The 25793-nt window shown below is 64.0% G+C and carries 25 protein-coding genes and 1 pseudogene; 19 read left to right on the top strand and 7 right to left on the bottom strand.

The genetic code is table 11. The annotated features are described in order from the left end of the window. The 16 genes and pseudogenes from C4Q26_RS18905 to C4Q26_RS18830 all read left to right on the top strand — a co-directional run bounded on the left by C4Q26_RS18905 (position 1) and on the right by C4Q26_RS18830 (position 15233). Positions 1–1004: pseudogene (locus C4Q26_RS18905) on the top strand (ABC transporter substrate-binding protein). Between the two features lie 28 nt (positions 1005–1032). After that, a complete protein-coding gene (locus C4Q26_RS18900; protein ID WP_023381730.1) occupies positions 1033–1809 on the top strand; it encodes an ABC transporter permease in 777 nt (258 codons plus the stop codon). Beyond that, on the top strand, positions 1809–2573 hold the full coding sequence (locus C4Q26_RS18895; protein WP_023381731.1) for an SDR family oxidoreductase: 765 nt from the start codon (positions 1809–1811) through the stop codon (positions 2571–2573). Before C4Q26_RS18900 ends, C4Q26_RS18895 begins: the two co-directional genes overlap by 1 nt. A 14-nt stretch (positions 2574–2587) precedes the next feature. Beyond that, on the top strand, positions 2588–3127 hold the full coding sequence (locus tag C4Q26_RS18890; RefSeq protein ID WP_023381732.1) for a cupin domain-containing protein: 540 nt from the start codon (positions 2588–2590) through the stop codon (positions 3125–3127). A 16-nt stretch (positions 3128–3143) separates the two neighbouring features. Continuing rightward, positions 3144–3980, top strand: coding sequence for an alpha/beta fold hydrolase (locus C4Q26_RS18885; protein WP_023381733.1), 837 nt, complete (start codon positions 3144–3146; stop codon positions 3978–3980). Between the two features lie 5 nt (positions 3981–3985). Beyond that, positions 3986–4798 (top strand): IclR family transcriptional regulator, encoded by an 813-nt coding sequence (locus C4Q26_RS18880; protein WP_027907431.1) that lies wholly within the window; start codon positions 3986–3988, stop codon positions 4796–4798. Between the two features lies 1 nt (position 4799). Beyond that, on the top strand, positions 4800–5597 hold the full coding sequence (locus C4Q26_RS18875) for an SDR family oxidoreductase (RefSeq protein WP_023381735.1): 798 nt from the start codon (positions 4800–4802) through the stop codon (positions 5595–5597). Continuing rightward, the gene (locus C4Q26_RS18870) at positions 5590–7272 is read left to right on the top strand and encodes a thiamine pyrophosphate-binding protein (protein WP_023381736.1); all 1683 of its coding nucleotides are present in this window, start codon (positions 5590–5592) and stop codon (positions 7270–7272) included. The genes C4Q26_RS18875 and C4Q26_RS18870 overlap by 8 nt, the downstream gene beginning before the upstream one ends. 10 nt (positions 7273–7282) lie before the next feature. Then, complete coding sequence (locus C4Q26_RS18865; RefSeq protein ID WP_023381737.1) at positions 7283–8086, top strand: aspartate dehydrogenase; 804 nt, start codon at positions 7283–7285, stop codon at positions 8084–8086. A 10-nt stretch (positions 8087–8096) separates the two neighbouring features. Beyond that, a complete protein-coding gene (locus C4Q26_RS18860; protein WP_023381738.1) occupies positions 8097–9587 on the top strand; it encodes an aldehyde dehydrogenase in 1491 nt (496 codons plus the stop codon). After that, positions 9584–10552 carry a VOC family protein gene (locus C4Q26_RS18855; protein ID WP_023381739.1) on the top strand — a complete coding sequence of 323 codons (969 nt, stop codon included), beginning with the start codon at positions 9584–9586 and terminating at the stop codon, positions 10550–10552. Before C4Q26_RS18860 ends, C4Q26_RS18855 begins: the two co-directional genes overlap by 4 nt. 10 nt (positions 10553–10562) lie before the next feature. Continuing rightward, entirely contained in the window at positions 10563–10790 is a 228-nt protein-coding gene (locus C4Q26_RS18850) for a recombinase-like helix-turn-helix domain-containing protein (protein ID WP_023381740.1), read from the top strand. Between the two features lie 20 nt (positions 10791–10810). Continuing rightward, the gene (locus tag C4Q26_RS18845) at positions 10811–11845 is read left to right on the top strand and encodes an aromatic ring-hydroxylating dioxygenase subunit alpha (protein ID WP_023381741.1); all 1035 of its coding nucleotides are present in this window, start codon (positions 10811–10813) and stop codon (positions 11843–11845) included. 8 nt (positions 11846–11853) lie between these two features. Further along, entirely contained in the window at positions 11854–12813 is a 960-nt protein-coding gene (locus C4Q26_RS18840; RefSeq protein WP_023381742.1) for a PDR/VanB family oxidoreductase, read from the top strand. Positions 12814–13198: 385 nt separating this feature from the next. Continuing rightward, complete coding sequence (locus C4Q26_RS18835) at positions 13199–14428, top strand: hypothetical protein (RefSeq protein ID WP_104883396.1); 1230 nt, start codon at positions 13199–13201, stop codon at positions 14426–14428. A gap of 334 nt (positions 14429–14762) precedes the next feature. Beyond that, entirely contained in the window at positions 14763–15233 is a 471-nt protein-coding gene (locus C4Q26_RS18830) for a DUF4265 domain-containing protein (RefSeq protein WP_104883395.1), read from the top strand. 4 nt (positions 15234–15237) lie between these two features. Here the strand turns inward: C4Q26_RS18830 and C4Q26_RS18825 are convergent, their stop codons facing one another. From C4Q26_RS18825 to cysK, 3 genes are all read right to left on the bottom strand, one after another. Continuing rightward, a complete protein-coding gene (locus C4Q26_RS18825) occupies positions 15238–16119 on the bottom strand; it encodes a DMT family transporter (RefSeq protein ID WP_104883394.1) in 882 nt (293 codons plus the stop codon). A 415-nt stretch (positions 16120–16534) separates the two neighbouring features. Beyond that, on the bottom strand, positions 16535–17470 hold the full coding sequence (locus tag C4Q26_RS18820; RefSeq protein ID WP_023381746.1) for an aspartyl/asparaginyl beta-hydroxylase domain-containing protein: 936 nt from the start codon (positions 17468–17470) through the stop codon (positions 16535–16537). A 161-nt stretch (positions 17471–17631) separates the two neighbouring features. Beyond that, positions 17632–18606 (bottom strand): cysteine synthase A, encoded by a 975-nt coding sequence (gene cysK / locus C4Q26_RS18815; protein ID WP_023381747.1) that lies wholly within the window; start codon positions 18604–18606, stop codon positions 17632–17634. Positions 18607–18736: 130 nt separating this feature from the next. Between cysK and C4Q26_RS18810 the strand changes: the two genes are divergently transcribed. From C4Q26_RS18810 to C4Q26_RS18800, 3 genes are all read left to right on the top strand, one after another. Beyond that, complete coding sequence (locus tag C4Q26_RS18810; protein WP_023381748.1) at positions 18737–19810, top strand: DUF748 domain-containing protein; 1074 nt, start codon at positions 18737–18739, stop codon at positions 19808–19810. A 183-nt stretch (positions 19811–19993) separates the two neighbouring features. Further along, the gene (locus C4Q26_RS18805) at positions 19994–20839 is read left to right on the top strand and encodes a MoxR family ATPase (RefSeq protein WP_023381749.1); all 846 of its coding nucleotides are present in this window, start codon (positions 19994–19996) and stop codon (positions 20837–20839) included. A gap of 12 nt (positions 20840–20851) precedes the next feature. Then, entirely contained in the window at positions 20852–22030 is a 1179-nt protein-coding gene (locus C4Q26_RS18800) for a VWA domain-containing protein (RefSeq protein WP_023381750.1), read from the top strand. Between the two features lie 57 nt (positions 22031–22087). On the opposite strand, the gene C4Q26_RS18795 is transcribed toward C4Q26_RS18800, so the two are convergent. From C4Q26_RS18795 to C4Q26_RS18780, 4 genes are read right to left on the bottom strand one after another with little or no spacing between them, the layout of a single operon-like run. Beyond that, a complete protein-coding gene (locus tag C4Q26_RS18795) occupies positions 22088–23005 on the bottom strand; it encodes a biotin-dependent carboxyltransferase family protein (RefSeq protein ID WP_023381751.1) in 918 nt (305 codons plus the stop codon). Continuing rightward, a complete protein-coding gene (gene pxpB, locus C4Q26_RS18790) occupies positions 23002–23697 on the bottom strand; it encodes a 5-oxoprolinase subunit PxpB (protein WP_104883393.1) in 696 nt (231 codons plus the stop codon). The genes C4Q26_RS18795 and pxpB overlap by 4 nt, the downstream gene beginning before the upstream one ends. Next, a complete protein-coding gene (locus C4Q26_RS18785) occupies positions 23694–24473 on the bottom strand; it encodes a 5-oxoprolinase subunit PxpA (protein WP_027907425.1) in 780 nt (259 codons plus the stop codon). Before C4Q26_RS18785 ends, pxpB begins: the two co-directional genes overlap by 4 nt. Positions 24474–24482: 9 nt before the next feature. After that, a complete protein-coding gene (locus tag C4Q26_RS18780; RefSeq protein ID WP_023381754.1) occupies positions 24483–25766 on the bottom strand; it encodes an MFS transporter in 1284 nt (427 codons plus the stop codon). Positions 25767–25793 lie beyond the last annotated feature (27 nt).

The following is a 25793-nucleotide window of genomic DNA, read 5'->3' as shown; positions in this document are numbered from 1 at the left end:
ATGTTCACCACTACCTTCAAGCGCGTGGCGCACGCAGCTTTGGCCGCGCTCGCCCTGAACCTGGCCGCACAGGCCCAGGCCGAACCGACCAAGGTCACCTACCTGCTGCCGGCGCCGCCCAGCCTGCCTGCGTTCGCGCCATGGATCATCGCCAAGGAAAAAGGCTACTACCAGGCCCAGGACCTGGACCTGACCTTCATCGCCGCCAAGGGCGGGGTCGACGTCGCCAAGCAGATTGGTGCCGGCAATGCACTGGTCGGTGGAGCCATCGGCGATACCCCGATCATCGTGCGCCCCAACGGCATTCCGGTGCGCGCGGTGGCGGTGCTCGGTGGCGGCGGCGTGACCATGATCGCCACCAATGCGGGTGAGAACATCCGCTCGGTCAGCCAGCTCAAGGGCAAGACCCTGACCGTGATGTCCTACTCCGACACCACCTATTACGCCCTGCTCGCGTCGCTGCGCAAGGCTGGGCTGAGCAAGGACGATGTCGACATCCAGGCCGCCGGCCCTTCGGGCGTGTGGCAACTGTTTTCGGCCAACAAGGCCCAGGCCATGGCCGGCGTGCCGGACTGGGTGGTCAACGCCGAGGACGCGGGCCTGAAATATGCGCTGATCCCTCGCGAACAGGTATTCGAGAGCATGGCCCAGGCGATTCTCGCCTCCGACGACGCCATCGCGCATCACCCGCAGATCGTCCGTGGCGTGGTCCAGGCCACCCTGCGTGGCCTCAAGGACATCATCGACGACCCCAAGGCCGCGCCGCCGCCAGCTTCGCCCGTGCGGTACCGGCCTACGCCGGCAAGGAAGCCTCGCTGGAGAAGACCCTGCGTCTGTACGTGGAGTACGTCTATGCCGGCCAGCCGGTGCCCGGACGCGTGGACCCGGCCCGCCTGGAGGCAGTGCGCAAGTTCTATGTCAGCGAAGGCATCGTCCCCCGCGAACCCAAGCTCGACGACCTGTACAGCAACCAGTTCATCGAAACCACGACCGCGGCCCAGTGACGGCCCAGCAATCACAAGGTAACGCCCGATGAGAAACCTCAATCCATCCGTAGCCGGCAGCGTTGGCCTGCTGGTCCTGTTCCTGGTGCTGTGGCAATGGGGCCCTGGGTTGGTCGGCATGCCCGAATTCGTCATGCCGCAACTGAGCCGCGTGGCCCAGGAGAGCCTGCTGATGTGGCAGTCCGGCAACCTGTTCGAGCACACCCTGATCACCGCCTTCGAGATCATCGTCGGCTTCGCCCTCGGCGCCCTGCTTGGCGTGGCGATCGGTGTGTCCCTAGGCCTGTCGCCATCGGCCGAGGCCATGCTGTCGCCCTACATCCTGGCCCTGCAGATCGCGCCGAAGGTGGCTTTCGCGCCGCTGTTCGTGATGTGGCTGGGCTACACCATCTACCCGAAGATCCTGATCGCCATCCTGATCGTGTTCTTCCCGGTGATGATCAACGTGCTCTCGGCCATTCGTACCGTCGACCCGGACATGATCAACCTGGTGCGCACCATGAATGCCAGCCGCTGGCAGATCTTCCGCCTGGTGGAGTTCCCCTCGGCCATGGCCGCGCTGTTCTCGGGCCTGCGCATCGCCTCGACCCTGGCGGTGATCGGCGTGACCGTCGGTGAACTGGTCGGCGGCAACCAGGGCCTGGGCTTCCTGTTGGTGGACGCTGAAGGCCAGGGCAATACCGCTGGGGTGTTCGTGGCCATCGTCATGCTCACGCTGATCGGCGTACTCGCCTACGGCGCTGTGGTCTGGGCCGAGAAGCGCGTTCTTCACTACCTCCCCAAAGCCATGCTGAGCAGCCAATGATGAGCACCTTCCCCAACCTTCTCCAAGGCCGTCGTGTGCTGGTCACCGGTGGCGCCCGTGGACTGGGCTATGCCTTCGCCCAAGCCATCGCCCAGGCCGGTGCCCGCGTGGTGATCGCCGATGTGCTGGCCGGCCGCGTGCAACAGGCCGCCTGCGAACTGAGCGGCATGGGCCTGGACGTCAGCGGCGTGAGCCTGGACCTGGCCAGCCCCGAGTCGATCGACGCCTGCATCGAACGCACGGTCAAGCGCCTGGGTGGCCTCGACGGCCTGGTCAACAACGCCTCGATCACCAACTCCGGCGGCAAGAGCTGCGAGGAGCTGGACATCGAGACCTGGGACCAAGTCATGCAGGTCAACGTGCGCGGCACCTGGCTGATGACCCGTGCCGCCCTGCCCGCCCTGCGCGAGAGCGGCCGAGGCGCGATCATCAACCTTGCCTCCGACACACCACTGTGGGGCGCGCCCAACCTGCTGGCGTATGTCGCCAGCAAGGGCGCGGTGATCGCCATGACCCGCAGCCTGGCCCGTGAACTGGGTAACGCCAACATCACCGTCAATGCCATCGCCCCAGGCTTGGTGCTGGTCGAGGCCACTGCCTACGTGCCCGAGGCCCGCCACCGCCTGTACACCGAACAACGGGCCATCCAGCGCCCGCAACTGCCCGACGACGTCAGTGGCGCGGTGCTGTTCGCCCTGTCCGACCTGTCGCGCTTCATCACTGGACAAACCCTGCCGGTCAACGGCGGGTTCGTCATGCCCTGAGCAAGGAGACCTCCATGACCGACCTTTCCATGCAGAACGACGCCCCGAAATCCTGGGACCGTCCCGCCGGCGCCGACCTCGCCAGCTGGATGCAGACCCGCATCGCCCGCTACGAGACCCGTCGCTACGACTGGGACGCGCTGAAGTTCCAGGCCGACTACGACCCCAAGTTCCGCCGCGCGCAGATGCGCTACGTGGGCACCGGCGGCACCGGCGTGGGCAGTGACATGAACACCATCGCGTCCGAGCACTTCACCTTCTCGACCATGGTCATCCCGGCCGGCCACGAAGGCCCACCCCACTTGCACACCGACGTCGAAGAAGTGTTCTTCGTGCTGCGCGGCAAGCTCAAGGTGGTCATCGAGAAAGACGGCGAGCGCTTCGAAACCGTGCTGACCGACCGTGACCTGATTTCGGTACCGCCTGGGGTGTACCGCGAAGAGATCAACATCGGCGACGAAGATGCGTTGATGTGCGTGATGCTCGGTGCCAAGAAGCCGGTGACCCCGACCTACCCGCCAGCGCACCCGCTGGCCTCGATCAAGCGCGGGTAAGCCGATGATACCGCTCATGCCCACCCCCTCCCTGCTCGATCAGCGCTTCGCCGAACGTCTGCTGCGCCTGGATGGCGGCCAGTTGGCCGTGCGCCAAGCCGGCGACGGTGACGCCGTGGTGCTGCTGCACGGCATCGGCTCGGGCGCGGCCAGCTGGCTGCACGTGGCCATGGGTTTGAGCGAGCGGGCTCGGGTACTGGCCTGGGACGCACCGGGCTATGGCCAGTCCTCGCCTTTGCCGATGGCTGCGCCCAGCGCACGGGACTATGCCGGACGCCTGCTGCAGGCACTGGATACCTTGGGTATCGAGCGTTGCGTGCTGGTCGGCCACTCCCTCGGGGCACTGACCGCCAGCGCCTTCGCCCAGGCCTGCCCTGAGCGCGTCAACCGCCTGGTACTGATCAGCCCGGCGCGCGGATACGGCGCTGTGCCGGATCAAGGCCGGGCGGTGCGCGCCGAGCGCCTGCACAACCTTGGGCAACTGGGCATCGAACGCATGGCCCGCGAGCGCAGCGCACGGTTGCTGTCGGCAAACGCCAGCGCCGAGGCGCAGGCCTGGGTGCACTGGAACATGGCGCGGCTCAAGCCCCATGGCTACCGCCAAGCCATCGAATTGCTGTGCGGCGACGACCTGCTGCGCTACGCGCCCCTGGCGGTTGCGTGCCAGGTGCACTGCGGCAGCGCAGACGGCATCACCCTGCCCGAGGACTGCGCGGCACTCGCCGCTGCACTGGCCGCGCCCTTCGACCTGATTGCCGGCGCCGGCCATGCCTGCGCCATCGAACAACCTGACACGGTGACGGGCCTGCTGGCCCGCGCCCTCGACGCCTCTCTGACAGGTAGCGTGCTATGAACGAAATGGATCCGTTGAAGGAAAACCAGGACAAGTACATCGTCCCGGGCCTGGAGCGCGGCCTGCTGTTGCTGTGCGAATTCAGCCGGCAGAACCGCACCCTGACCGCCCCCGAACTGGCCCGGCGTCTGTCGCTGCCACGCTCGACCATCTTCCGCCTGCTGACCACCCTGGAAACCATGGGGTTCGTCACCCGCAGCGGCAACGAATACCGCCTCGGCATGTCGGTGCTGCGCCTGGGCTTCGAGTACCTGGCCTCGCTGGAGCTGACCGAGCTTGGCCAGCCGTTGCTGGCGCGGCTGTGCGATCACCTCAACTACCCCAGCAATCTGGTGGTACGCGATGGCCGCTCGATTGTCTACGTGGCCAAGGTCTCGCCGCCTTCGGTGTTCTCCAGCGCGGTCACCGTGGGTACCCGCCTGCCAGCCCATGCCACCGTGCTCGGACGTATCCTGCTGGCCGACCTGAGCCTGGCCGAACTGCGTGAGCTGTACCCCGAAGAGCATCTGGAGCAGTACTCGCCGTGCACGCCCAAAACCGTGCTGGAGCTGTTCGACCTGGTGCAGGCCGACCGCCTGCGTGGCTATGTCAGCGGCGAGGGCTTCTTCGAGTCGACCATCTCCACGGTGGCGGCGCCGGTGCGCGATGCCAGCGGCCAGGTAGTCGCAGCCCTCGGCCTGACCATCCCCACGGTGCAGATCGGCCACGTCAACTTCGACAACCTGCTCGGCCAGGTGCGTGGCAGCGCCGACGAACTGTCGCGCCTGCTCAACTACCGACCCGGCAGCGGCCATGTCACCGCGTTGATGAGGGACTGAGATGAACCCCTATCGACTTCACGACAGCACGGTGATCGTCACCGGCGGCTCGTCCGGCATCGGCTACGCCTGTGTCGAACTGCTGCTCGAAGCCGGCGCCCGCGTAGCCTTCTGCGGCCGCAACGAAGAGCGCCTGCGCAGTGCCGAAGCACGCCTGCGCGAACGCTTCCCCGAGGCCCACTTGCTGGCTCAGGTGTGCGACGTGCTGGATGCCGGCTCGGTGCAGGCATTCGCCGCCGCCAGCCTGGACGCGCTGGGCCCGGCCCAGGCACTGGTCAACAACGCCGGACAAGGCCGTGTGTCGACCTTCGCCGACACCACCGACGAGGCCTGGAACGAAGAACTGCAGCTCAAGTTCTTTTCCGTCATCAACCCGGTGCGCGCCTTCATGGCGCAGCTGCAGGGCCAGCAGGATGCCTCGATCGTCTGCGTCAATTCGCTGCTGGCAAGCCAGCCCGAGCCGCACATGGTCGCCACCTCCGCGGCCCGCGCCGGGCTGAAGAACCTGGTGCGTTCGATGGCCTTCGAGTTCGCCGAACACGGCATCCGGGTCAACGGCATCCTCATCGGCCTGGTCGAGTCCGGGCAATGGCGCCGCCGCTTCGAGGCCCGCGAAGAACGGGACCTGAACTGGTCGCAATGGACCGCGCAGCTGGCGCAACGCAAGCACATACCCCTGGGCCGCCTTGGCCTGCCGAAGGAAGCGGCGCAGGCCATCCTGTTCCTGGCTTCGCCGCTGTCGGCCTACACCACTGGCAGTCATATCGATGTATCCGGAGGCCTGTCCCGCCATGCGTAACGAAAACACCGTCACCGTCGGTGCCGTCATCACCGCGTTCCTCGAACAATGCGACGTCAAGGCTGCGTTCGGGGTGATTTCGATCCACAACATGCCGATCCTCGATGCCTTCGCCGTACGCGGCAACATCCGCTTCGTCATGGCCCGTGGCGAAGCCGGCGCCACCAACATGGCCGATGCCTATGCCCGCAGCAGCGGCGGCCTGGGCGTCTGCCTGACCTCCACCGGCACCGCCGCTGGCAACGCCGCTGGGGCCATGGTCGAGGCACTGACCGCCGGCACGCCATTGCTGCATATCACCGGGCAGATCGAGACCCCCTACCTGGACCAGGAACTGGCCTACATCCACGAAGCCCGCGACCAGCTGACCATGCTCAAGGCCGTGTCCAAGGCCGCGTTCCGTGTGCGCAGCGTGGAGACTGCACTGAGTACCCTGAAGCTGGCCGTGCAGACCGCCCTCACCGCCCCGACCGGCCCGGTGAGCGTGGAAATCCCGATCGACATCCAGTCGGCTTTCATCCCCATGCCGACCGACCTTTCACCGCTGCCGATTCCAGTCGCCGCGCCTGCCGCCGAAGCCCTCGACCTGGTCGCCGAGCGACTGGCCAGCGCCCGCCGTCCGCTGTTGTGGCTCGGCGGCGGCGCCCGCCATGCCGGGGCGCAGGTCAAGCGTTTGCTGGCGATGGGCGTCGGCGTGATCACCTCGACCCAGGGCCGTGGCGTGGTCAACGAAGACGACGAGCGTTGCCTGGGTGCGTTCTCGCAGAACAAGCTGGTCGAAGGCTTCATGCAAACCTGCGATGCACTGGTGGTGGCCGGCTCGCGCCTGCGCAGCAACGAAACCTTCAAGTACGCCCTGAAGCTGCCACGCACCACGCTGCGCATCGACGTCAACCCGGCCATCGAAGGCCGCAGCTACCCCAGCGACCTGTTCGTTTGCGGCGATGCCGCCCTGGCCCTGGAAGGCCTGGCCGATCGTCTGCAGGGCCGGTTGAACATCGACCCGAACTTCATCGACGAGCTCAAGGCGGTGCGTGCCCAGGCTCGCCAACAATTGGTGGCCGACCTCGGCCCGTACTCGGCCATGGTCGAACAACTGCAGGCCCAGACCGGCCGCAACTTCACCTGGGTACGCGACGTCACGCTGTCCAACAGTATCTGGGGCAACCGCCTACTCAACCTGTACCACCCGCTGTCAGGCGTGCACGCCCTGGGCGGTGGCATTGGCCAGGGCCTGGCAATGGGCATTGGTGCGGCGGTAGCCGCCGCTGAAACCGCGCCGGGGCGCAAGGTCTTCGCCCTGGCCGGTGACGGTGGTTTCATCCTCAACCTGGGCGAACTGGCGACCTTGGTCCAAGAAAAGGCCAACGTGGTCATCCTGCTGATGAACGACCAGCGCTACGGCGTGATCCGCAACATCCAGGACGCCATTTACGGCGCCCGCCACGCCTATGTCGATCTGCATACCCCCGACTACAGCAAGCTCGCCGAATCCCTTGGCCTGCGCCACGGCCTGGTCAAGGACCTCAAGGATTTCAGCAGCGTCCTCGGTGGCGCCCTGCAGACCAACGGCCCATTCCTGCTGGAAGTGGACATGCTCAGCGTCGGCGGCTTCGCCACCCGCTTCGCCGGCCCGCCCAACAGCGAAACCAAGGCGCAGAAGGCCACGGCCTGAGGACCCCGTCATGCTCAACATCACCATGATCGGTTGCGGTGCCATTGGCATCAGCGTGCTCGAACTGCTGGAGAAAGACCCGCAGTTGCACGTTGACGCGGTGATCGCCTCGGCCGGTTCCGAAGACCTGGTGCGTCAACGCCTGGCCAGCTTCCGTCAGCCGCCGACAGTGCTCACGGCGCTACCGGCCGACGCCCGTCCTGACCTGCTCGTCGAGTGCGCCGGCCACAAGGCCATCGAAGAGCATGTGCTGCCGGCACTGGAGCGTGGTATCGCCTGCCTGGTGGTCTCGGTCGGGGCGCTCTCCGAACCTGGCCTGGTCGAGCGCCTGGAAGCGGCAGCGGCACGAGGTAACACCCGCATCGAGCTGCTGCCTGGCGCCATCGGTGGCATCGATGCGCTCTCGGCCGCCAAGGTCGGCGGCCTGGACACGGTCGACTACATCGGCCGCAAGCCGGCTCGGGCGTGGAAGAACACGCCTGCCGAACAGGTCTGCGCACTGGACGAGCTGCGCGAGCCAACGGTGATCTTCCACGGCAGCGCCCGAGAAGCCGCACAGCTGTACCCGAAGAACGCCAATGTCGCCGCGACCCTGTCGCTGGCTGGCATCGGCCTGGACCGCACCCGGGTGACGCTGATCGCCGACCCGCTGAGCGAGGACAACGTCCACCACTTCGAAGCCCGTGGCGCCTTCGGCGGTTTCGAGATGAGCCTGCGCGGCAAGCCGCTGGAAGCCAACCCGAAAACCTCGGCGCTGACCGTGTACAGCGTGGTCCGCGCCTTAGGCAACCACGCCCACGCCATATCCATCTAGGGGACTGTCAATGACACTGGAACAGACCTTACCCATTTGCATCGCCGGCACCTGGCGTCTGGGCGGCGGCGAGCGCTACGCCACCTGCTACCCAGCCACGGGCGAGCCGGTGGCCTGGCTCAACGCCGCCAGCCTGGACGACGTCGAGGCCGCCGTGCAGGGCGCGCATCAGGCCTTCCTGCACAGCGGCTGGGCACAGCGCAAACCCCACGAGCGCGCAACGGTGCTGTATCGCATCGCGGGGCTGATCCGCGAACGCGCCGAGGAGCTGGCACAGTTGCAGCGCCAGGACAACGGCAAGCCAATCGGCGAGACCCGCGCCCTGGTCGCCAGCGCCGCTGGCACCTTCCAGTTCTTCGCTGCGGCCTGCGAAACGCTGGAAGAAACCATCACCCCATCACGCGGCGACTTCGTCAGCATGAGCGTCTACGAGCCGATGGGCGTAGTCGCGGCGATCACGCCATGGAACTCGCCGATCGCCAGCGAAGCGCAGAAGGTGGCCCCGGCCCTGGCCGGTGGCAACGCCGTGGTGATCAAGCCGGCGGAAATCACCCCGCTGCTGGCCCTGCAACTGGCGCGTATCTGCGAGGAGGCCGGGCTGCCTAAAGGGCTACTCAGCGTGTTGCCGGGCAAGGGCTCGGTGCTGGGCGACGCCCTCACCCGCCACCCGCTGGTCAAGCGTGTGTCGTTCACCGGTGGCACCCGCACCGGCAAGCACATCGCCCATATCGCCGCCGACAAGATGATGCCAGTGTCCCTGGAACTGGGCGGCAAATCACCGACCATCGTCCTCGACGACGCCGACCTCGACCACGCGGTGGCCGGGGTGCTGTATGGCATTTTCAGCTCCTCGGGCGAAGCCTGCATCGCCGGTTCCCGGCTGTTCGTCGCCCGCCCCTTGTACGAGCCGTTCATGGCACGCCTGACTGCCGCTGCCGCACAACTGCGCGTGGGCGACCCGGCCGACGAACGTACGCAGATGGGTCCGCTGATCAGCGCCGCCCACCGCGAATCGGTGGAGCGCTACGTCGCCCTGGGCCTGGCCGAAGGTGGCCGCCTGCGACTGGGTGGCGAACGCCCCGCAGGTGGCGTGTTCGACCAAGGCTACTTCTACCCACCGACCATCCTCGAGGGCCTGGGCAATCACCAGCAGGTCTGCCAGGAAGAAATCTTCGGTCCGGTGCTGGTGGCCATGCCTTTCGACAATGAAGAAGCGCTGATCACTCAGGCCAACGACAGCCTGTACGCCCTCGCCGCCGGTATCTGGAGCCGTGACTACAAGCGCGCCTGGGCACTGGGCCGCAAGCTGCAGGCCGGCACCGTGTGGATCAACACCTACAAGCAATTTTCCATTTCGACCCCCTTCGGCGGCTGGCGCGACAGCGGCCTGGGCCGCGAAAAAGGCCGCCTCGGCATCCTGCAATACATGGAACAGAAGAGCCTTTACTGGGGCATGAACGATCAACCGCTGGCCTGGGCCGGACTGGAGACAGGACAATGAGCGTACTGGGCATCGACGAAGTCACCTACGGCGTGGAGGACCTCGCCACCTGCGCACGCTTCTTCACCGATTGGGGCCTGACCCAGGTCAGCGAGCACGACGATGAAGTGATCTTCGAAACCCTCAACGGCTGCCGCGTGGTACTCGCCGCCCACGACAAGCCGGGCTTGCCACCGGCCATCGAGCCTGGCTCGACCGTGCGTGAGGTGGTCTGGGGTGTTGAGAGCCAAGCCGACCTTGCGCTGTACAGCCAGCGTATCGCCAACGACCCAGGCTTCGTCGAGGGCAACGGCCGCATCGGCTGCACCGACCCCAACGGCCTGGCCATCCGCTTGCAGGTCACTCGCAAGCGTGCGCTGGACATCGAGTGCAGCGGCCACAACACCTGGCAGACCAAGGGCCGCATCAACAAGCCATCGCCCATCTACGACCGCGCCACGCCGATCGAGGTCGGCCATGTGGTGTTCTTCGTCAAGGACGTCAACGCCTGCGAAGCCTTCTACCACGAGCGCTTCGGCTTCCAGGCCTCGGACCGCTACCCCAACCGTGGTGCCTTTCTGCGTACTGCCGAGGAAGGCGGTCATCACGACCTGTTCATGCTGCAACTACCCGCACCGCGCGCCGGACTCAACCATGTAGCGTTCACCGTGCGCGACCTGCACGAGGTATTCGGTGGTGGCATGCACATCTCCCGCTGCGGCTGGGCCACCGAAATCGGCCCCGGCCGCCACCCGGTGTCGTCGGCCTTCTTCTGGTACTTCAAGAACCCGGCCGGCGCCTTGGTCGAGTACTACGCCGACGAAGACCAGCTGACCGGCGAGTGGCAACCACGCGAATTCGAACCGGGCCCAACGGTCTTTGCCGAATGGGCCATTGCCGGCGGTATCGACGGCAACACCCGGCGCCAGCAGCACGTCGAAGCGCCACAAGGCAAATTCCTCACCGACAAGCCAAAGAACAATTGAGGTGCATTCCATGAGCACGACCGAGGTTTACCTGCAGCCGCACCAGGCGCGCAAACGCCCCAACACGCCGTTCGAGGACCTGCTCGGCGACTCCATCGAACGCGCCTACGGCAATGGTGTGAGCGAACTGGGCGAGCTGCTCGCCCACCTCAACCTGGCCGGCCCGCCCTGCCCGCTGACCAGTGGCGAGTGGACCGAAGACGCTTTCAAAACCCTGATGGCTCGGCTGGGCGAGTGATCCGCTGGAGGTAGAACAAGATGAACATGCACGTAACCGTCGATCCTGTTGAGCAACACCTGGCCAACGGCCTGAAAGACCTCTGGTTCCCGGTTTTGCCGTCGGAACTGCTGGGCGAGAAACCCGTCTCGATTCGCCGCCTGGGCTACAAGATCGCCCTGTGGCGCGACAACGATGGCAGCGTCCATGCCCTCGAAGACCACTGCCCGCACCGTGGCGCGCCGCTGTCCCAGGGGCCGGTGCTGGGCGATCGCCTGCAATGCCCTTACCACGGTGTGGAAGTGCGCTGCGACGGCACCGTGACCAAAGTGCCCGGCAGCCCCGGCTGCAAGCTCGAAGGCAGCCGCCCGACGCGAATGTTCCACACCCGCGAGGCGGCGGGCGCGATCTTCCTGTTCAACGCCGCCGACCCGCATCTGGAAACGCCTCCGGCGCTGGTACTGCCCGAGCAGTTGACCTCGCCCGAGTGGAGCAGCTTCCTCTGCTACACCGAGTGGAAAGGCGATTATCGCTATGTGCTCGACAACGTCATGGACCCAATGCACGGCACCTACCTGCACAAGATGTCCCACTCCATGAGCGAAGGCGAAGCCACCGCCAAGTTCGTCACCCGCGACACCGAGCAAGGCTTCTTCTTCGAGAAGGAGGGCCAGCGCGGGGTGAATTTCGACTGGACCGAATTCCTCGACAACGGCTGCCACTGGCTGCGCCTGGAAATCCCTTACCCGAAGACCGGCGGACCTGGCGGCAACTTCACCATCATCGGCAGCTACACCCCCAGCAGCCGTGCCCTGTCCGCCGTGTTCCACTGGCGCGCCCGTCCACTGACCGGCTGGCAGCGCGACACCTGGCGCTTCCTCTACAAGAACCGCCTGGAGGCCCGCCACTGGGCGGTGCTGGAGCAGGACCGAGTGCTGCTGGAATTCATGGAGCCGGACGCCAACCAGCGCGAGAACCTCTACCAGCACGACCTGGGTGTGGTGCGCCTGCGCCGTTACCTGAAGAGCAAGGCCAAGGAACAACTGGCCCTGATCGAAACCAAGCAACTGGGCTGAGGTGACCGATGTCCAACTCCTCCACCATCAGTGCCCTGGTGCACACCCTGCGCCATGAAGCCGAAGGCATCATCAGCGTCGAGCTGCGCCCTTGGGGCGACACGGTGTTCGCGCCGTTCGAGGCTGGCTCGCACATCGACCTGCACCTGCCCAACGGCCTGGTGCGCAGCTACTCACTGCTGAACGCGCCGAGCGATCAGGGCCGTTACGTGGTCGGTATCCTGCGCGACCGCGCCAGCCGCGGGGGCTCACGCTACATCCACGAGCAACTGCGGGTGGGCATGCAATTGCAGATCTCGCAGCCGCGTAACAACTTCGCCCTGGACACCCGCGCCAGCCACAGCGTGCTGGTGGCCGGTGGCATCGGCATCACGCCGATCTATTGCATGTTCCGTCAACTCTTGGCGCTCGGCAGGTCGGCCGAGCTGATCTACTGCGCCCGTTCGCGCAAGGAGGCGGCGCTGCTGGAGGACATCGCCGGGCTTGGGGCGAAGGTGGTCTACCACTTCAATGACGAAAAGGGCTGTCTGCCGGACTTGGCGGGCTACCTGGCCGGGCGCCCGAGCGACACGCACTTCTACTGCTGCGGACCGACGCCGATGCTCGATGCCTTCGAGCAGGCCTGCGAAAACCTGGGCTACCCCCATGCCCACATCGAACGCTTTACGGCTGTGGAAGTGGCGCCGTCCGAGGATGCCCAGGTCAGCTACAGTGTCGAGCTGAGCCGGTCGGGCAAGACAGTCACCGTCGAGCCTGGGTTGAACCTGCTGGATGCACTGCTCGAAGCAGGCTGCGACATCGACTACAGCTGCCGCGAAGGCGTGTGTGGTTCATGCGAGACACGGGTCATCGAAGGCGATATCGACCATCGTGACGGTGTGCTGACCAAGGCCGAGCGCGCCGCCAACGGTTCGATGATGGTGTGTGTGTCCGGGTGCAAGAGCCGGCGTTTGGTGCTAGATCTTTAAAGTAAATCTCGTGCTTGCTCACGCGTCGTTTGAACCGGCCCTCGCGGCCGGTTTTTTTTGCGCCTGGTTAGGGGGGCGTGCATTTAGCGGGTTCACCCGTGAACAGGCCTGAACGGGCAACAGAACCACGCTGGTGCACATTTGCCCATTCGCTGGGCAGATCGGTAACCCAACTTCCGGGCTGTTCCAGATACGGCACAAAATAATGCGTTTCAAATATAAATAACTGTTTTATATGGATATTTTACAACTTTAAAACACTGGCACAAAACCTGCTCCATTCCCTGTGCAAAACAACATATCACCCCTGAAACAAAAAACCCGCAATCCAGGGCGACGCTCCCTTATTGCCTGGGGAAAACTACTTAATCTTGCAGGGCATGGCATGAACAAATATGTGATAAGCCTCGGTTTCATTCTCGGCAGTTGCGCAAGTCTCGCCTCCGAACCCGGCCCCGCCGCCCCCGACCAGCCGCCAGCGGTCAAGAAGCCGTTCCCACACATCGCCTGGCGCAGTGACGATGGGCAAAGCAGCCTGGATATCGGCGGAGCCCTGCGCATCAACTACCGCGACGAGCACTGGGACACCACCGAGAACAATGGCCGCTTCCTGTTCGACACCTTCCGCCTGGATGTCCAGGCCAGCCACCGCCAGTTATTCAGCGATGTCGGCTACTGGTTCCAGGATGACGGCAAACGCTCCATCGACCGCGGCTTCGTCGGCTACCGCCTCAGCCCGCAAGCCAACCTGCAACTGGGCGCGCCGTTTAAACCCTTCGGCCTGGAACCCTACCCGCAATTTGGCTGGAGCTATCACATTCCATTTTTCATGGGCTACGGCGTGAGTGCCGGTACGGGCCTCAAATACAGCTACAAGGATGATCGATGGGACCTGCAGTTGGGGTACTTCCCGCGCATGTTGCCCTCCAGCCTGCGTTACTCGCCAGAAGTCGGGCGCTATGCCGACTTGAACGACAACGCCGTTCCCTTCACCCAGTCTCGCCAGGACAACGAAAAGCGCCACCAGGTCAACGCGCGCGTGGCCCGCACGTTCAGTGGCGAAGGTTGGAAATCCGAACTCGGCGCGTCGCTGGCAGCGGCTGAACTGTACAACGCCACCACTGACGATGACGGCGACTACTGGGCTGGCGGCGTGCATGCCCTGTTCAATCACGGGCCATGGACAATCACTGGCCAGGCGATCCGCTATGCGTACGACCCGAAGAACCCGGCAGGGGTCAGTGACGACGCCGTATTGATGGGAGGCAACGGCCTGACGCCGGCCTACCTGATTGCCTCGAAGGCGACCATCGGTGCGGTGAACGTCGGCTACGACGTGTTCACGCCCAACCTGGGGCAATTGAAGAAGATCAAGTTCTACACCGACTACAGCCGGATGATGAAAGATAAAAGCGGTTGGGACGACTCGCAGATGTTCACGGTCGGCGCCCAGTTCCTGGCCATGCCGATCATGGCCTGGGTCGATTTGACCTGGGCACGCAATGCCAACCCTTTCGGCGGCGCGGAGAACGGGACCGGTTGGACCAGCACCCGCTCGGTGGGTAGCAATGACTGGTATTACCGGACCAATATCAATATTGGGTATTATTTTTGATGGGCTTGTCGGTGGCATTGTGCCGCGTTTGAGATCGAGCGCCGCCCGCGCGGCGCATCGCGAGCGCCTACGTTTGTTTCGGGCCAATTATGCCTGCGCGAATTGCGCGCGACGTACACACAAGGCGGTCGCGCGCACCTGTCACAGGCGTTTTGGCCGAATACAAACGTAGGAGCGAGCGTAGCTCGCGATGCGCCGCGCGGGCGGCGCTCGGTTTCGAATACGCAACAAAACGCTCGGCATGCCCCAGGTGGCCCCTACCCAATCTCAATCGGTACAGACACCCAAGCCAAACCGCATTACGATAGGCAGCCCTCCCGACACGTAACGCCCCATGCCCCCCGAGCAAACCCCAGCCTACAAGATCGTGCTCTGGCGCCTGGAGCAGGATGCCCAAGGTTACCCACCCGCGTCGGTCGAAGGCCTCTGGGCAAAGCCCACCGTAGCTGGCTACAAGGTCGACAGCATTCCCTTCTATGCCTACGGCATCGCTCCCGGCGACACCATCAGCATCCGTGAAGACGGCGAACAATGCTGGTTCGAAACCCTGCTGCACGGCGGCGGTGCTTCGGTGTTCCGCATCCTGGTAAAAGCCGCAGGCGACCTGGAACAAGTGCGCGCAGCGCTCGAGGATTTTGGCTGCCCCTACGAAGTCGAAAAGGCGGTAAGGATGCTGGCCGTCGAAGTCCCGCCTGCACGTTCACTCGACACCGTGCTCTACTATCTGCTGACCCAGCGCGAAGCCGGCACACTGGACTTCGAGGAAGGCGTGCTGCGCCACACCATCCCCGAAGAGTTCCGCTAAGCGCTTACGCCTCGGCCAACCGTGCCGCCGGCTTGCGGAACACGAACAGCAGACCGACCACGATCAGCCCCATGCCCAACAAGCTGAGCGGCGCCAGGCGGTTACCGAAGATCAGCAAGTCCATCACCGCCGTCACCGCAGGCACCAGGTAGAACAGGCTGGTGACGTTGACCAGGTTACCCCGCGCAATCAGCCGGTACAGCAGTAAGGTGGCCAGCAACGACACCACCAGCCCCATCCACAGCAGCGCGCCGATGAAGCCACCGCTCCATTGCACATGCAGCGGTTGCAGCGGTGCGAATAGCCCGCACAGGGCAAAACCGGCCAGGTACTGCAGCGGCAAGGTGCCCATGGGGTTGTCGGTGATGCGCTTTTGCAGGATCGAACCCAACGTCATGCTGGCCAGCGCCAGCAATGCGAACAGCATGCCGGCCAGCGATACCCCGCCCAGGTTGATGCCCTGAAACACCACCATCACCAACCCGCCAAGCCCCAGGCCCAGACCGAACAGCCGGCTCCAGGAACGCTGGCGTTCCATGATCACCACGGTGAGGATCGGTTGCACGCCCATCACCGTGGCCATCACCCCAGGGGTGACGTGGGTGTCGAGCGCCAGCAGGTAGAAGATCTGGTAGGCGCCCAGCAGCACGCAACCGGTGCCCAAGGCCCGCAGCACCGCCGCACGGCCTCGCGGCCAACGCAGTCCGAGCAACGGGCTGATCAGCAGCAGACCGGCCAAGGCCAGCGCCGAGCGCAGCAGGAGAAAGGCAAACGGGCTGGCATGGGCCAGACCGAGCTTGGAAACGATCGCACCGCTGCTCCACAGCAGGACGAACAGACTGGTCGTGGCCGCCGAGGCCACGGACGCTTTGGAAAAGACAGACATGTATGCCACCTGTAATCGGGCAAAAAAGCCGAACGGAGGGCGTGTGCTTCAGTGAGGGAAGTCGCCGACCGTGTTCAGTAGGTTGCGGGTGCGAAGGGAGACGGCCAGAAGCCGATCAGCCCAGCACGACCCCGCAGCGAGGCGGAGCTACGCCGCCTACGACGCCACTGACAGGTGGTGGGTAATGACTGATCATGACCGGCTGCTGACTGCCACGCACGCCCCTGCCCGCGACTGGCGCGATGGCAAAGCATGTGGTGGTAGGGATGGCAGGCATGAACAGGGTCTTCGAGGAAATGACTGCGAAGGACTATAGCGGTGGATTGTTCCTGCGACAAGCACTCGATGAGCGGTGGCAGCGGCCTTGTGTCGCGAAAGGGCCGCCACGCGGCCCCAGGGCGACCTTTCGCAACAATCAGAACAACCAGCGATACAGCAGGTACGCCACCACCACTGCCAGCACTGGCCGCAGGATGCGGTAGGCCTTGGGGTTGGCGCGTTTGAACTGCTTCATGCGGGTGCTGATCTTGTTGCTGAAGCGCTTGCTCCAGGCGTACGCCTGGTTGATGCCGCCAACACGCTCGTCATCAGTGTTCTGCGGCGCGGTGGCACGCCCGAGGAAGGCGCTGACCTTACGGTTGATGCGGGTCATCAGCGAGCTGCTGAGCGGGCGCTCGATGTCGCAGAACAGGATCACGCGGGTGACGTCGGTTTCATTCTTGACCCAGTGCACGTAGGTCTCGTCGAACATCACGTCCTCACCGTCACGCCAGGCATACACCTGCCCGTCGACATAGATACGGCAGGCATCGGAGTTCGGCGTGGACAGCCCAAGGTGATAACGCAGGGAGCCGGCGAACGGGTCGCGGTGCGGGTTCAGGTGGCTGCCTCCGGGCAACAGCGCAAACATCGCGCCCTTGACGTTTGGAATGCTGCTGACCAGCTCGACGGTCCTGGGGCACAGTGCCTCGGCCGATGGCAGCGGCTTGTCGTACCACTTCAGGTAGAAGCGCTTCCAGCCTTTCTTGAAGAACGACCCGAAGCCAGCGTCGTTGTCCTTCTCGGCAGCGCGAATGTAGCCCTCGTCGAACAGGCGCATGGCCTCTTCGCGGATTTCCTGCCAGTTATCCTTGAGCACATCCAGCTCAGGAAAGCGTGTGCGGTCCAGGTAAGGCTTGGACGGCACTCCGGAGAACAGGTACATCAGCGCGTTGTAGGGGGCGAACAGTGCCGAATGGTTGACGAACTGGCGCAACACCGGGAGCCGCGCCTTGCCACGCAGGTGCACGAACAGCACGCTGCCGAAGAACACCAGCAGCACACCTGCCTTGGCGACGAAGGAAAAGGTCATGCAACACTCCTTGCTGAGCAGCAGGCCAGCGCTGCCTGATGCTGACGAAAATCATCCGGCCATCATAAACCGATCCCGCTCCGGTAAAAACAACCGGAACGGGATGGCTGTATTAAAGATTTTGTAATAAACCGGTTCGCCGAGTATTGCCCGGTGTCAGCTTACTGCTGGTTTTCCTGCTCGCTGAACATGTCGCTGAACAGCATGCTCGACAGGTAGCGTTCGCCGGAGTCGGGCAAAATCACCACGATGGTCTTGCCCTGCATCTCCGGCTTTTCGGCCAGGCGCACCGCCGCCGCCATGGCCGCGCCGCAGGAGATGCCGCAAAGAATGCCCTCTTCGCGCATCAGGCGGATGGCCATGGCCTTGGACTCTTCGTCGGTGACCGTCTCCACCTGGTCGACGATCGACAGGTCGAGGTTCTTCGGTACGAAGCCTGCGCCGATGCCCTGGATCTTGTGCGGGCTGGGCTTGAGCTCTTCGCCGGCCAGGGTCTGGCTGATCAGCGGCGAAGCCACCGGCTCCACGGCCACCGAGAGGATCGACTTGCCCTGGGTGTGCTTGATATAGCGCGATACACCGGTAATGGTGCCGCCGGTGCCAACGCCTGCGACCAGCACGTCGATGGCGCCGTCGGTGTCGTTCCAGATTTCCGGGCCGGTGGTCTTTTCGTGGATCGCCGGGTTGGCCGGGTTGTCGAACTGGCCGGGCAGGAAGTACTGAGCAGGGTCGCCAGCGACGATTTCATTGGCCTTCTCGATCGCCCCCTTCATGCCCTTGGCAGGCTCGGTGAGCACCAGTTCGGCACCAAGGGCCTTGAGCACCTTGCGTCGCTCCAGGCTCATGGACGCCGGCATGGTCAGGATCAGCTTGTAGCCTCGGGCCGCTGCAACGAAAGCCAGGCCGATACCGGTGTTACCCGAGGTGGGTTCGACGATGGTCATGCCCGGCTTGAGCTTGCCGCTGCTCTCGGCGTCCCAGACCATGTTCGCGCCAATCCGGCATTTCACCGAATAACCAGGGTTGCGCCCTTCGATCTTGGCCAGGATGGTCACCCCACGCGGGGCGATGCGGTTGATCTGCACCAGCGGCGTATTGCCGATGGAATGGGCGTTGTCTGCGTAGATACGGCTCATGGCAGTGTCCTTGAACATGAGATGCAGGGAAAGACTTCAAGGTTAAGCCTGCCCCGGTGGCCAGTAAAGCCTGTTCGAACTCCCCCGCCAGCCCCGTGGTCCACCCTTCAACCTGCCCAGGAGAGCCCCAATGACCGCTCGCTACCGTTGGCCGCTGGTCGGCCTGGCCAGCCTGCTCGTGCTGCTGGCGGCCCTGCACCTGGCACTGCCTTACCTGGTGCGCGACTACCTCAACGAAAAACTTGCCGATATGGGCGACTACCGCGGCCAGGTCAGCGATGTGGACCTTGCCTGGTGGCGAGGGGCTTACCAGATCAACGGCCTGAAGATCGTCAAGACCACCGGCAAGGTGCCAGTGCCCCTGCTCGACGCCCCCCTGATCGACCTCTCGGTGAGCTGGCGTTCGCTGTGGTATGACCGGGCAGTCGTCGCTGAGGTCACCTTCGTGCGCCCCGAGCTTAACTTCGTCGATGGTGGCAACAAGCAGTCCTCGCAGACCGGCCAGGGTACCGACTGGCGTCAACAGCTGGAAAAGCTGCTGCCCATCACCCTCAATGAGGTACGTATCGAAGACGCCACCCTGAACTTTCATAACTTCAACTCCAGACCGCCGGTCGACCTCAAGGCCACCCAGCTCAACGCCAAGGTGCTCAACCTGACCAACGTACGCAACGAAAAAGGCCGTCGTGACGCCCGTTTCGACGGCAGCGCTCGCTTGCTGGGCGATGCGCGGGTAGAAAGCCGCGCGACCTTCGACCCGTTCAGCGACTTCGACAACTTCGAATTCCGCCTGCGTGCCACCGGCATCGAACTGCGCCGACTGAACGACTTTGCCAGTGCCTACGGCAAGTTCGACTTCAATGCCGGCCATGGCGACCTGGTGATCGAAGCCCAGGCCAGCGACGGCAGGCTAAGCGGCTACATCAAGCCGCTGCTGCGCGATGTCGATGTGTTCGACTGGCAGCAGGATGTCGAGAACAAGAACAAAGGCTGGTTCCGCTCGATCTGGGAGGTGCTGGTCGGTGCCAGTGAAACCGTGCTGAAAAACCAGCCCAAGAACCAGTTCGCCACCCGCGTGGAACTCAGTGGCAGCGTACACAAGCAGGATGTCAGCGCCTTCGAGGCCTTCCTGCAGATACTGCGCAATGGCTTCATCGAAGCATTCAATGCACGTTATGAGCAGCCTTCTCCTGATTCCGACTGAATATTAGCGCGACGCACCATTCAGAGACTGAATGCCCGGTCTGCGTTTCCAGCTGCCTGGGCGCGGGTTATAGTCGCTGGCAAATGACAAACCTGTGTTGTCCGTTTCGGCCCTGTCGCCGACAACCCGGCTCCCTCCGGTACGCCGCGAGGGCCAATACGGACACCCACCGAGGAGCGGTTCATGAAGTTCGAAGGTACCCGTGAATACGTCGCCACAGACGATCTGAAACTGGCAGTCAACGCAGCGATCACCCTGGAGCGCCCGTTGCTGGTCAAGGGTGAGCCGGGTACCGGCAAGACCATGCTCGCCGAACAACTCGCCGCCTCCTTCGGCGCCCGTTTGATCACCTGGCACATCAAATCCACCACCAAGGCCCACCAGGGCTTGTACGAGTACGATGCGGTCAGTCGCCTGCGCGATTCGCAGCTGGGCGTGGACAAGGTCCACGACGTGCGCAACTACCTGAAAAAGGGCAAGCTGTGGGAGGCGTTCGAGGCTGACGAGCGGGTGATCCTGCTGATCGACGAAATCGACAAGGCCGACATCGAGTTCCCCAACGACCTGCTGCAAGAGCTCGACAAGATGGAGTTCTACGTCTACGAAATCGACGAGACCATCAAGGCCAAGCAGCGCCCGATCATCATCATTACCTCCAACAACGAAAAAGAGCTGCCCGACGCCTTCCTGCGCCGCTGCTTCTTCCACTACATCGCCTTCCCCGATCGCGACACGCTGCAGCAGATCGTCGACGTGCACTTCCCGAACATCAAGCAATCGCTGGTCAGTGAAGCGCTGGACGTGTTCTTCGATGTGCGCAAGGTACCGGGCCTGAAGAAGAAGCCGTCTACCTCCGAGCTGGTCGACTGGCTGAAACTGCTGATGGCCGACAACATCGGCGAAGCGGTGCTGCGCGAGCGCGACCCGACCAAGGCCATCCCGCCGCTGGCCGGGGCATTGGTGAAGAATGAACAGGACGTGCAACTGCTGGAGCGCCTGGCCTTCATGAGCCGACGCGGCAACCGCTGACAGGAGCCGGCCATGCTGCTCAACCTGTTCAATGAAATGCGCGCGGCCAAGGTACCGGTGTCGGTGCGCGAGTTGCTCGACCTGCTCAATGCCCTGCAAAAGCGTGTGGTGTTCGCCGACATGGACGAATTCTACTACTTGGCACGGGCCATCCTGGTCAAGGACGAGCGTCATTTCGACAAGTTCGACCGGGCGTTCTCGGCCTACTTCAAGGGCCTGGAAAACCTCGACCGACACCTTGAGGCGCTGATCCCCGAGGACTGGCTGCGCAAGGAGTTCGAACGCTCGCTCAGCGATGAGGAAAGGGCGCAGATTCAGTCCCTGGGCGGCCTGGACAAGCTGATCGAGGAATTCAAGAAGCGCCTCGAAGAACAGAAGGAACGCCACGCCGGCGGCAACAAGTGGATCGGCACCGGCGGCACAAGCCCGTTCGGCTCGGGCGGGTTCAACCCCGAAGGCATTCGCGTGGGCGAGGCCGGCAAGCGCCAGGGCAAGGCGGTCAAGGTCTGGGACCAGCGCGAGTACAAGAATCTAGACGACCAGGTCGAACTCGGCACCCGCAATATCAAGCTGGCCCTGCGCCGCCTGCGCAAGTTCGCTCGCGAAGGCGCCGCCGAAGAGCTTGATATCGACGGCACCATCGACCACACCGCCCGCGATGCCGGGCTGCTGAACATCCAGATGCGCCCCGAGCGGCGCAATACGGTCAAGCTGTTGTTGCTGTTCGACATCGGCGGTTCGATGGACGCCCACGTCAAGGTGTGCGAAGAACTGTTCTCGGCCTGCAAGACCGAGTTCAAGCACCTGGAGTATTACTACTTCCACAACTTCGTGTACGAGTCGGTGTGGAAGAACAACCTGCGCCGCACCTCGGAGCGCTTCTCCACTTTCGACCTGCTGCACAAGTACGGCGATGACTACAAGGTCGTGTTCGTCGGGGATGCGGCGATGGCACCTTACGAAATCACCCAGCCCGGTGGCAGCGTCGAGCACTGGAACGAAGAAGCCGGGTATGTGTGGATGCAGCGCTTCATGGAGAAATTCAAGAAGATCATCTGGATCAACCCCTATCCTAAGCAAGCCTGGGACTACACGGCTTCGACGCATCTGGTACGGGATCTGATCGAGGACAAGATGTACCCGCTGACCTTGCAGGGGTTGGAGGATGGCATGCGGTATCTGTCGAAGTAGGCTCGGTCGATAGCGGCCCTGTCGCCACGGGTCGTCGGGGCGACAGGGCCTTTGGCGTTACCCCCAACGGCGCAGGTAAGCCTGCTGCTCCCGCCAGGCATCCTCCTGAAGCACTGCCCTGAACCGCACCGTCGCCCCCGGCATGCACTGGGCCAATCGCGCCAGTGCCAGCGGCGTCAATGCCCCCAGTCGTGGATACCCACCAATGGTCTGACGGTCATTGAGCAGCACGATCGGCTGCCCATCCGGTGGCACCTGCACGGCTCCCAGGGGGATACCCTCGGAAATCATCGGCGCGCCCTGGTAGACCAATTGCGGTCCCAACAGGCGAATCCCCATGCGATCGGCGCGGCTGTCCAGCGTCCAGTCCGAATTGAACGCCTCGAACAGACTGGTGCCGCTGAAATCCCCGATCTGCGCGCCCATCACCAGGTCCAGAACAGGCTTTGCGCCATAGCCTGGACGCAGCGTTTCGGGCACCTCACTCAAGGCCGATGCGCTGCCTTCGAACGTCAGCACCTGCCCCTTGCTCAAAGGCGCCCCGCAACCATCGACGCCGCCCAATGCTTCACGCACGACCGTGGCGCAGCTACCCAGGACAGCTTCGGCATCGACCCCACCGGGCACCGCCAGGTAGGCTCGAACGCCCTGTTTAGGCTGCCTGAGTGTCAGCCGCTGCCCTTTGGCCAGCGTGAACGCGCGCCAAGGCGATAAAGGTTGATCGTCAAGCCGCGCATCCAGGTCAGCGCCGGCCAGGGCCAGCACGCAATCCTGCTCGGCCAGGACGGTAAAACCGCCCAGCGCCACTTCGATTACCGGCGCGCCCAATGGATTACCCAGCAGCCAGTTGGCCCAGTACATCGCCACCCAATCCAACGCCCCGCCCTGGGTCACCCCCAGATGCCGGACGCCAAAGCGCCCTGCGTCCTGCACCTGGCACAGCGCGGTGCTGGTTTCGATCCTCAACTGCTTCATGCCTGTGCCTCCAGCGGGCTGTCATCGCCACCCAACGCCAGGAACCGGGCATGGGTGACCGCCACGAAGCGCACCCGGTCACCCGGTTGCAGCAAGCTGTAGCCCTCGCGTTGTCGGTCGAACAAACGAACCGGGGTGCGCCCGATCAAGTTCCAGCCCCCTGGCGATACTGCCGGGTAGGCCGCGGTCTGGCGCTCGGCAATACCGACGCTGCCCGCCGCCACGCGTTTGCGCGGAGTGCTCAGGCGTGGCGAGGCCAAGCGCTCGTCCACCAGCCCCATGAAGCCGAAACCGGGGGCGAAGCCCAAGGCGAAAACCGGGTATTCGCGCTCACTGTGCAAACGGACCACCTCGTCCTCGGACAAGCCGCTGCGGGCGGCCAGCACCGGCAGTTCAGGGCCGACACTGGCGTGGTACCACACCGGAATCTCATGCCGATACCCGCTGTTGCCTGTATCTGGCTGCACACCTTCCAGCGCGTGTACGATCAACCTCCTCGCCTCTGCCGGCGCCAGGTCGCACTGCACCATCAACGTGGTATAGGACGGCACCAGATCCACCAGGCGCTCTCCGAAGGCCGCCCGAAGCCGCTGGCTGGCCGCCAGGATCCACGGCATGTTGGCTTCGTCGATGGCGTCGAACAGGCGCACCATCAGGCTGTCGATGGCCACGACCTCGATACGCACCTTCATGCGCGCTCCAGCGCATCGAGGGCTTGGCGAATCTGGCGCACGGCGGCCACGGAGCTGTCGTTGTCGCCGTGCACGCAGAGGGTGCTGGCGTTCAGGCGCAGCGCGCTGCCATCGCTGGCGACCAGGGCCTCGCCATGGGCCAGGTGCAGGGCCTGTTCGACCACCAGCGCCGGGTCGTGGTGAACAGCGCCCGGCAAGCGGCGGGAGACCAGATGCCCACTGGCGGTGTAGGCGCGGTCAGCGAACGCCTCGAACCACAGCGGCACGCCAATTTCATCACCCAGCGCCTGGGCCGCGCTGTCGTCGGCGGTGGCCATCAGCATCACTGGCAAACCGGCGTCATAGGCCGCCACGGCTTCGAGTACGGTGCGCAGCTTGATTGGGTCGGCCATCATGTCGTTGTACAGCGCACCATGGGGCTTCACGTAAGCCACCCGGCCGCCAAGCACCCTGCAGATGCCGTCCAGCGCACCGATCTGGTAGTGCAACAGATCGCGGATTTCCTCGTTGCTGCAGGCCATCGACCGGCGACCGAAGCCAACCAGGTCTGGATAGGCCGGATGGGCACCGATGGTCACTCCGTGATCCAGCGCCATGGCCACGGTACGGCGCATGATGCTCGGGTCACCGGCATGGTAACCACAGGCAATGTTGGCGCAGTCGATGTAAGGCATGACGTCAGCGTCCAGGCCCATGCGCCAGTTGCCGAAACTCTCACCCATGTCGCAATTGAGTAGCAGGCGTTTCACCTTGCGTGCTCCCGTGTCGATGTTCATATGCCTACCTTAACGTGCCTGAAGCTGTTTGCCGCGGGTTTCCGGCAGGCTCAGCGCCGCCAGGATCACCACGCCGTACGAAACTGCGGAAAACACGCCAATGCCCAGCCCCAAGGGCACCTTCTGGCCGAGCAGCCCGATCATCAACGGGAACAGCGCGGCGATCACCTTGCCGATGTTGTAGCAAAAACCCTGCCCCGATCCCCGGATACGCGTGGGGAACAGTTCGGTCAGGAACGCCCCCATGCCGCTGAAGATGCCCGAGGCGAAGAAGCCCAGTGGGAAGCCCAACCACAACATCACGCCATCGCTGACCGGCATCTGCGTGTACAGCAGCACGATGACGAACGAACCCACGGCGAACAGGATGAAGTTCTTCTTGCGCCCCAGCAGATCGGACAGGTATGCACTGACCACATAGCCCACGTACGAGCCAACGATCACCATGGCCAGGTAACCGCCCGTGCCCAGCACGCTCAGGCCGCGCTCGTTCTTGAGGAACGTCGGCAGCCAGGAGGTAATGGCGTAGTAGCCGCCCAGGGCGCCAGTGGTCAGCAGGGAGGCTCGCACGGTGGTCCAGAGCATGCCGGGGGCGAAGATCTCGTAGAAATGCGCAGGCGCCTCGGCCTTTTCCACCGCCTTGGCCGCACGATAGACCTCCGGGTCCTTGACCAGACGACGGACGAAGATCACGAACACCGCCGGCACCAGCCCCAGCAGGAACAACGCCCGCCAGGCTTGCTCCGCCGGCAGCCAGGAGAACAGCAGCGCGTACAAAATCGCCGTGAGCCCCCAGCCGATGGCCCAGCCGGATTGCACCATGCCCACCGCCTTGCCACGGTCCTGGGCGCGGATCACTTCGCCGATCAGCACCGCGCCAGCGGTCCACTCGCCACCGAAACCGAAGCCCATCAAGGTACGGGCAATCAGCAACTGCTCGTAGTTCTGGGCGAAGCCGCACAGGAAGGTGAAGAAGGCGAACCACAGCACCGTCAGTTGCAAGGTGCGCACGCGACCGATGCGGTCGGAGAGAATACCGGCGATCCACCCGCCAATGGCTGAGGCGATCAGGGTGCTGGTATGAATCAGCCCGGCCTCGGTGGTGCTGATGCCCCACATCAGGATCAGCGTGGGAATGACGAAGCTGAGCATCTGCGTGTCCATGCCATCCAGGCCATAGCCGATCTTGCAGCTCCAGAAGGTGCGTCGTTGCTGTTTGTCGATGTCGCGATACCAGGCCAATGGCCCGGTCGAGCTGGGGGAAGACATCTGTTGCACGCCGGATGGGTTCATGCTTGCCTCGGCTTGTTGGTATTGTTT

The sequence above is a fragment of the Pseudomonas sp. SWI44 genome (assembly GCF_002947915.1).
GTDB classification, from domain to species: Bacteria; Pseudomonadota; Gammaproteobacteria; order Pseudomonadales; family Pseudomonadaceae; genus Aquipseudomonas; species Aquipseudomonas taiwanensis.
Note: the sequence above shows the minus strand (reverse complement) of the source record. Positions and strands in the feature narration are given on the sequence as shown.

Bases quoted from the DNA above. Each gene is read 5' to 3' on its own strand.
- C4Q26_RS18805 (WP_023381749.1), top strand. From the start codon at position 19,994: ATGAAGTTCGAAGGTACCCGTGAATACGTCGCCACAGACGATCTGAAA.
- C4Q26_RS18865 (WP_023381737.1), top strand. From the start codon at position 7,283: ATGCTCAACATCACCATGATCGGTTGCGGTGCCATTGGCATCAGCGTG.
- pxpB (WP_104883393.1), bottom strand. From the start codon at position 23,697: ATGAAGGTGCGTATCGAGGTCGTGGCCATCGACAGCCTGATGGTGCGC.
- C4Q26_RS18830 (WP_104883395.1), top strand. From the start codon at position 14,763: ATGCCCCCCGAGCAAACCCCAGCCTACAAGATCGTGCTCTGGCGCCTG.
- C4Q26_RS18850 (WP_023381740.1), top strand. From the start codon at position 10,563: ATGAGCACGACCGAGGTTTACCTGCAGCCGCACCAGGCGCGCAAACGC.
- C4Q26_RS18820 (WP_023381746.1), bottom strand. From the start codon at position 17,470: ATGACCTTTTCCTTCGTCGCCAAGGCAGGTGTGCTGCTGGTGTTCTTC.
- C4Q26_RS18835 (WP_104883396.1), top strand. From the start codon at position 13,199: ATGAACAAATATGTGATAAGCCTCGGTTTCATTCTCGGCAGTTGCGCA.
- C4Q26_RS18890 (WP_023381732.1), top strand. From the start codon at position 2,588: ATGACCGACCTTTCCATGCAGAACGACGCCCCGAAATCCTGGGACCGT.
- C4Q26_RS18845 (WP_023381741.1), top strand. From the start codon at position 10,811: ATGAACATGCACGTAACCGTCGATCCTGTTGAGCAACACCTGGCCAAC.
- C4Q26_RS18875 (WP_023381735.1), top strand. From the start codon at position 4,800: ATGAACCCCTATCGACTTCACGACAGCACGGTGATCGTCACCGGCGGC.
- C4Q26_RS18785 (WP_027907425.1), bottom strand. From the start codon at position 24,473: ATGAACATCGACACGGGAGCACGCAAGGTGAAACGCCTGCTACTCAAT.
- cysK (WP_023381747.1), bottom strand. From the start codon at position 18,606: ATGAGCCGTATCTACGCAGACAACGCCCATTCCATCGGCAATACGCCG.
- C4Q26_RS18800 (WP_023381750.1), top strand. From the start codon at position 20,852: ATGCTGCTCAACCTGTTCAATGAAATGCGCGCGGCCAAGGTACCGGTG.
- C4Q26_RS18870 (WP_023381736.1), top strand. From the start codon at position 5,590: ATGCGTAACGAAAACACCGTCACCGTCGGTGCCGTCATCACCGCGTTC.
- C4Q26_RS18900 (WP_023381730.1), top strand. From the start codon at position 1,033: ATGAGAAACCTCAATCCATCCGTAGCCGGCAGCGTTGGCCTGCTGGTC.
- C4Q26_RS18810 (WP_023381748.1), top strand. From the start codon at position 18,737: ATGACCGCTCGCTACCGTTGGCCGCTGGTCGGCCTGGCCAGCCTGCTC.
- C4Q26_RS18825 (WP_104883394.1), bottom strand. From the start codon at position 16,119: ATGTCTGTCTTTTCCAAAGCGTCCGTGGCCTCGGCGGCCACGACCAGT.
- C4Q26_RS18855 (WP_023381739.1), top strand. From the start codon at position 9,584: ATGAGCGTACTGGGCATCGACGAAGTCACCTACGGCGTGGAGGACCTC.
- C4Q26_RS18880 (WP_027907431.1), top strand. From the start codon at position 3,986: ATGGATCCGTTGAAGGAAAACCAGGACAAGTACATCGTCCCGGGCCTG.
- C4Q26_RS18840 (WP_023381742.1), top strand. From the start codon at position 11,854: ATGTCCAACTCCTCCACCATCAGTGCCCTGGTGCACACCCTGCGCCAT.
- C4Q26_RS18885 (WP_023381733.1), top strand. From the start codon at position 3,144: ATGCCCACCCCCTCCCTGCTCGATCAGCGCTTCGCCGAACGTCTGCTG.
- C4Q26_RS18895 (WP_023381731.1), top strand. From the start codon at position 1,809: ATGAGCACCTTCCCCAACCTTCTCCAAGGCCGTCGTGTGCTGGTCACC.
- C4Q26_RS18795 (WP_023381751.1), bottom strand. From the start codon at position 23,005: ATGAAGCAGTTGAGGATCGAAACCAGCACCGCGCTGTGCCAGGTGCAG.
- C4Q26_RS18780 (WP_023381754.1), bottom strand. From the start codon at position 25,766: ATGAACCCATCCGGCGTGCAACAGATGTCTTCCCCCAGCTCGACCGGG.
- C4Q26_RS18860 (WP_023381738.1), top strand. From the start codon at position 8,097: ATGACACTGGAACAGACCTTACCCATTTGCATCGCCGGCACCTGGCGT.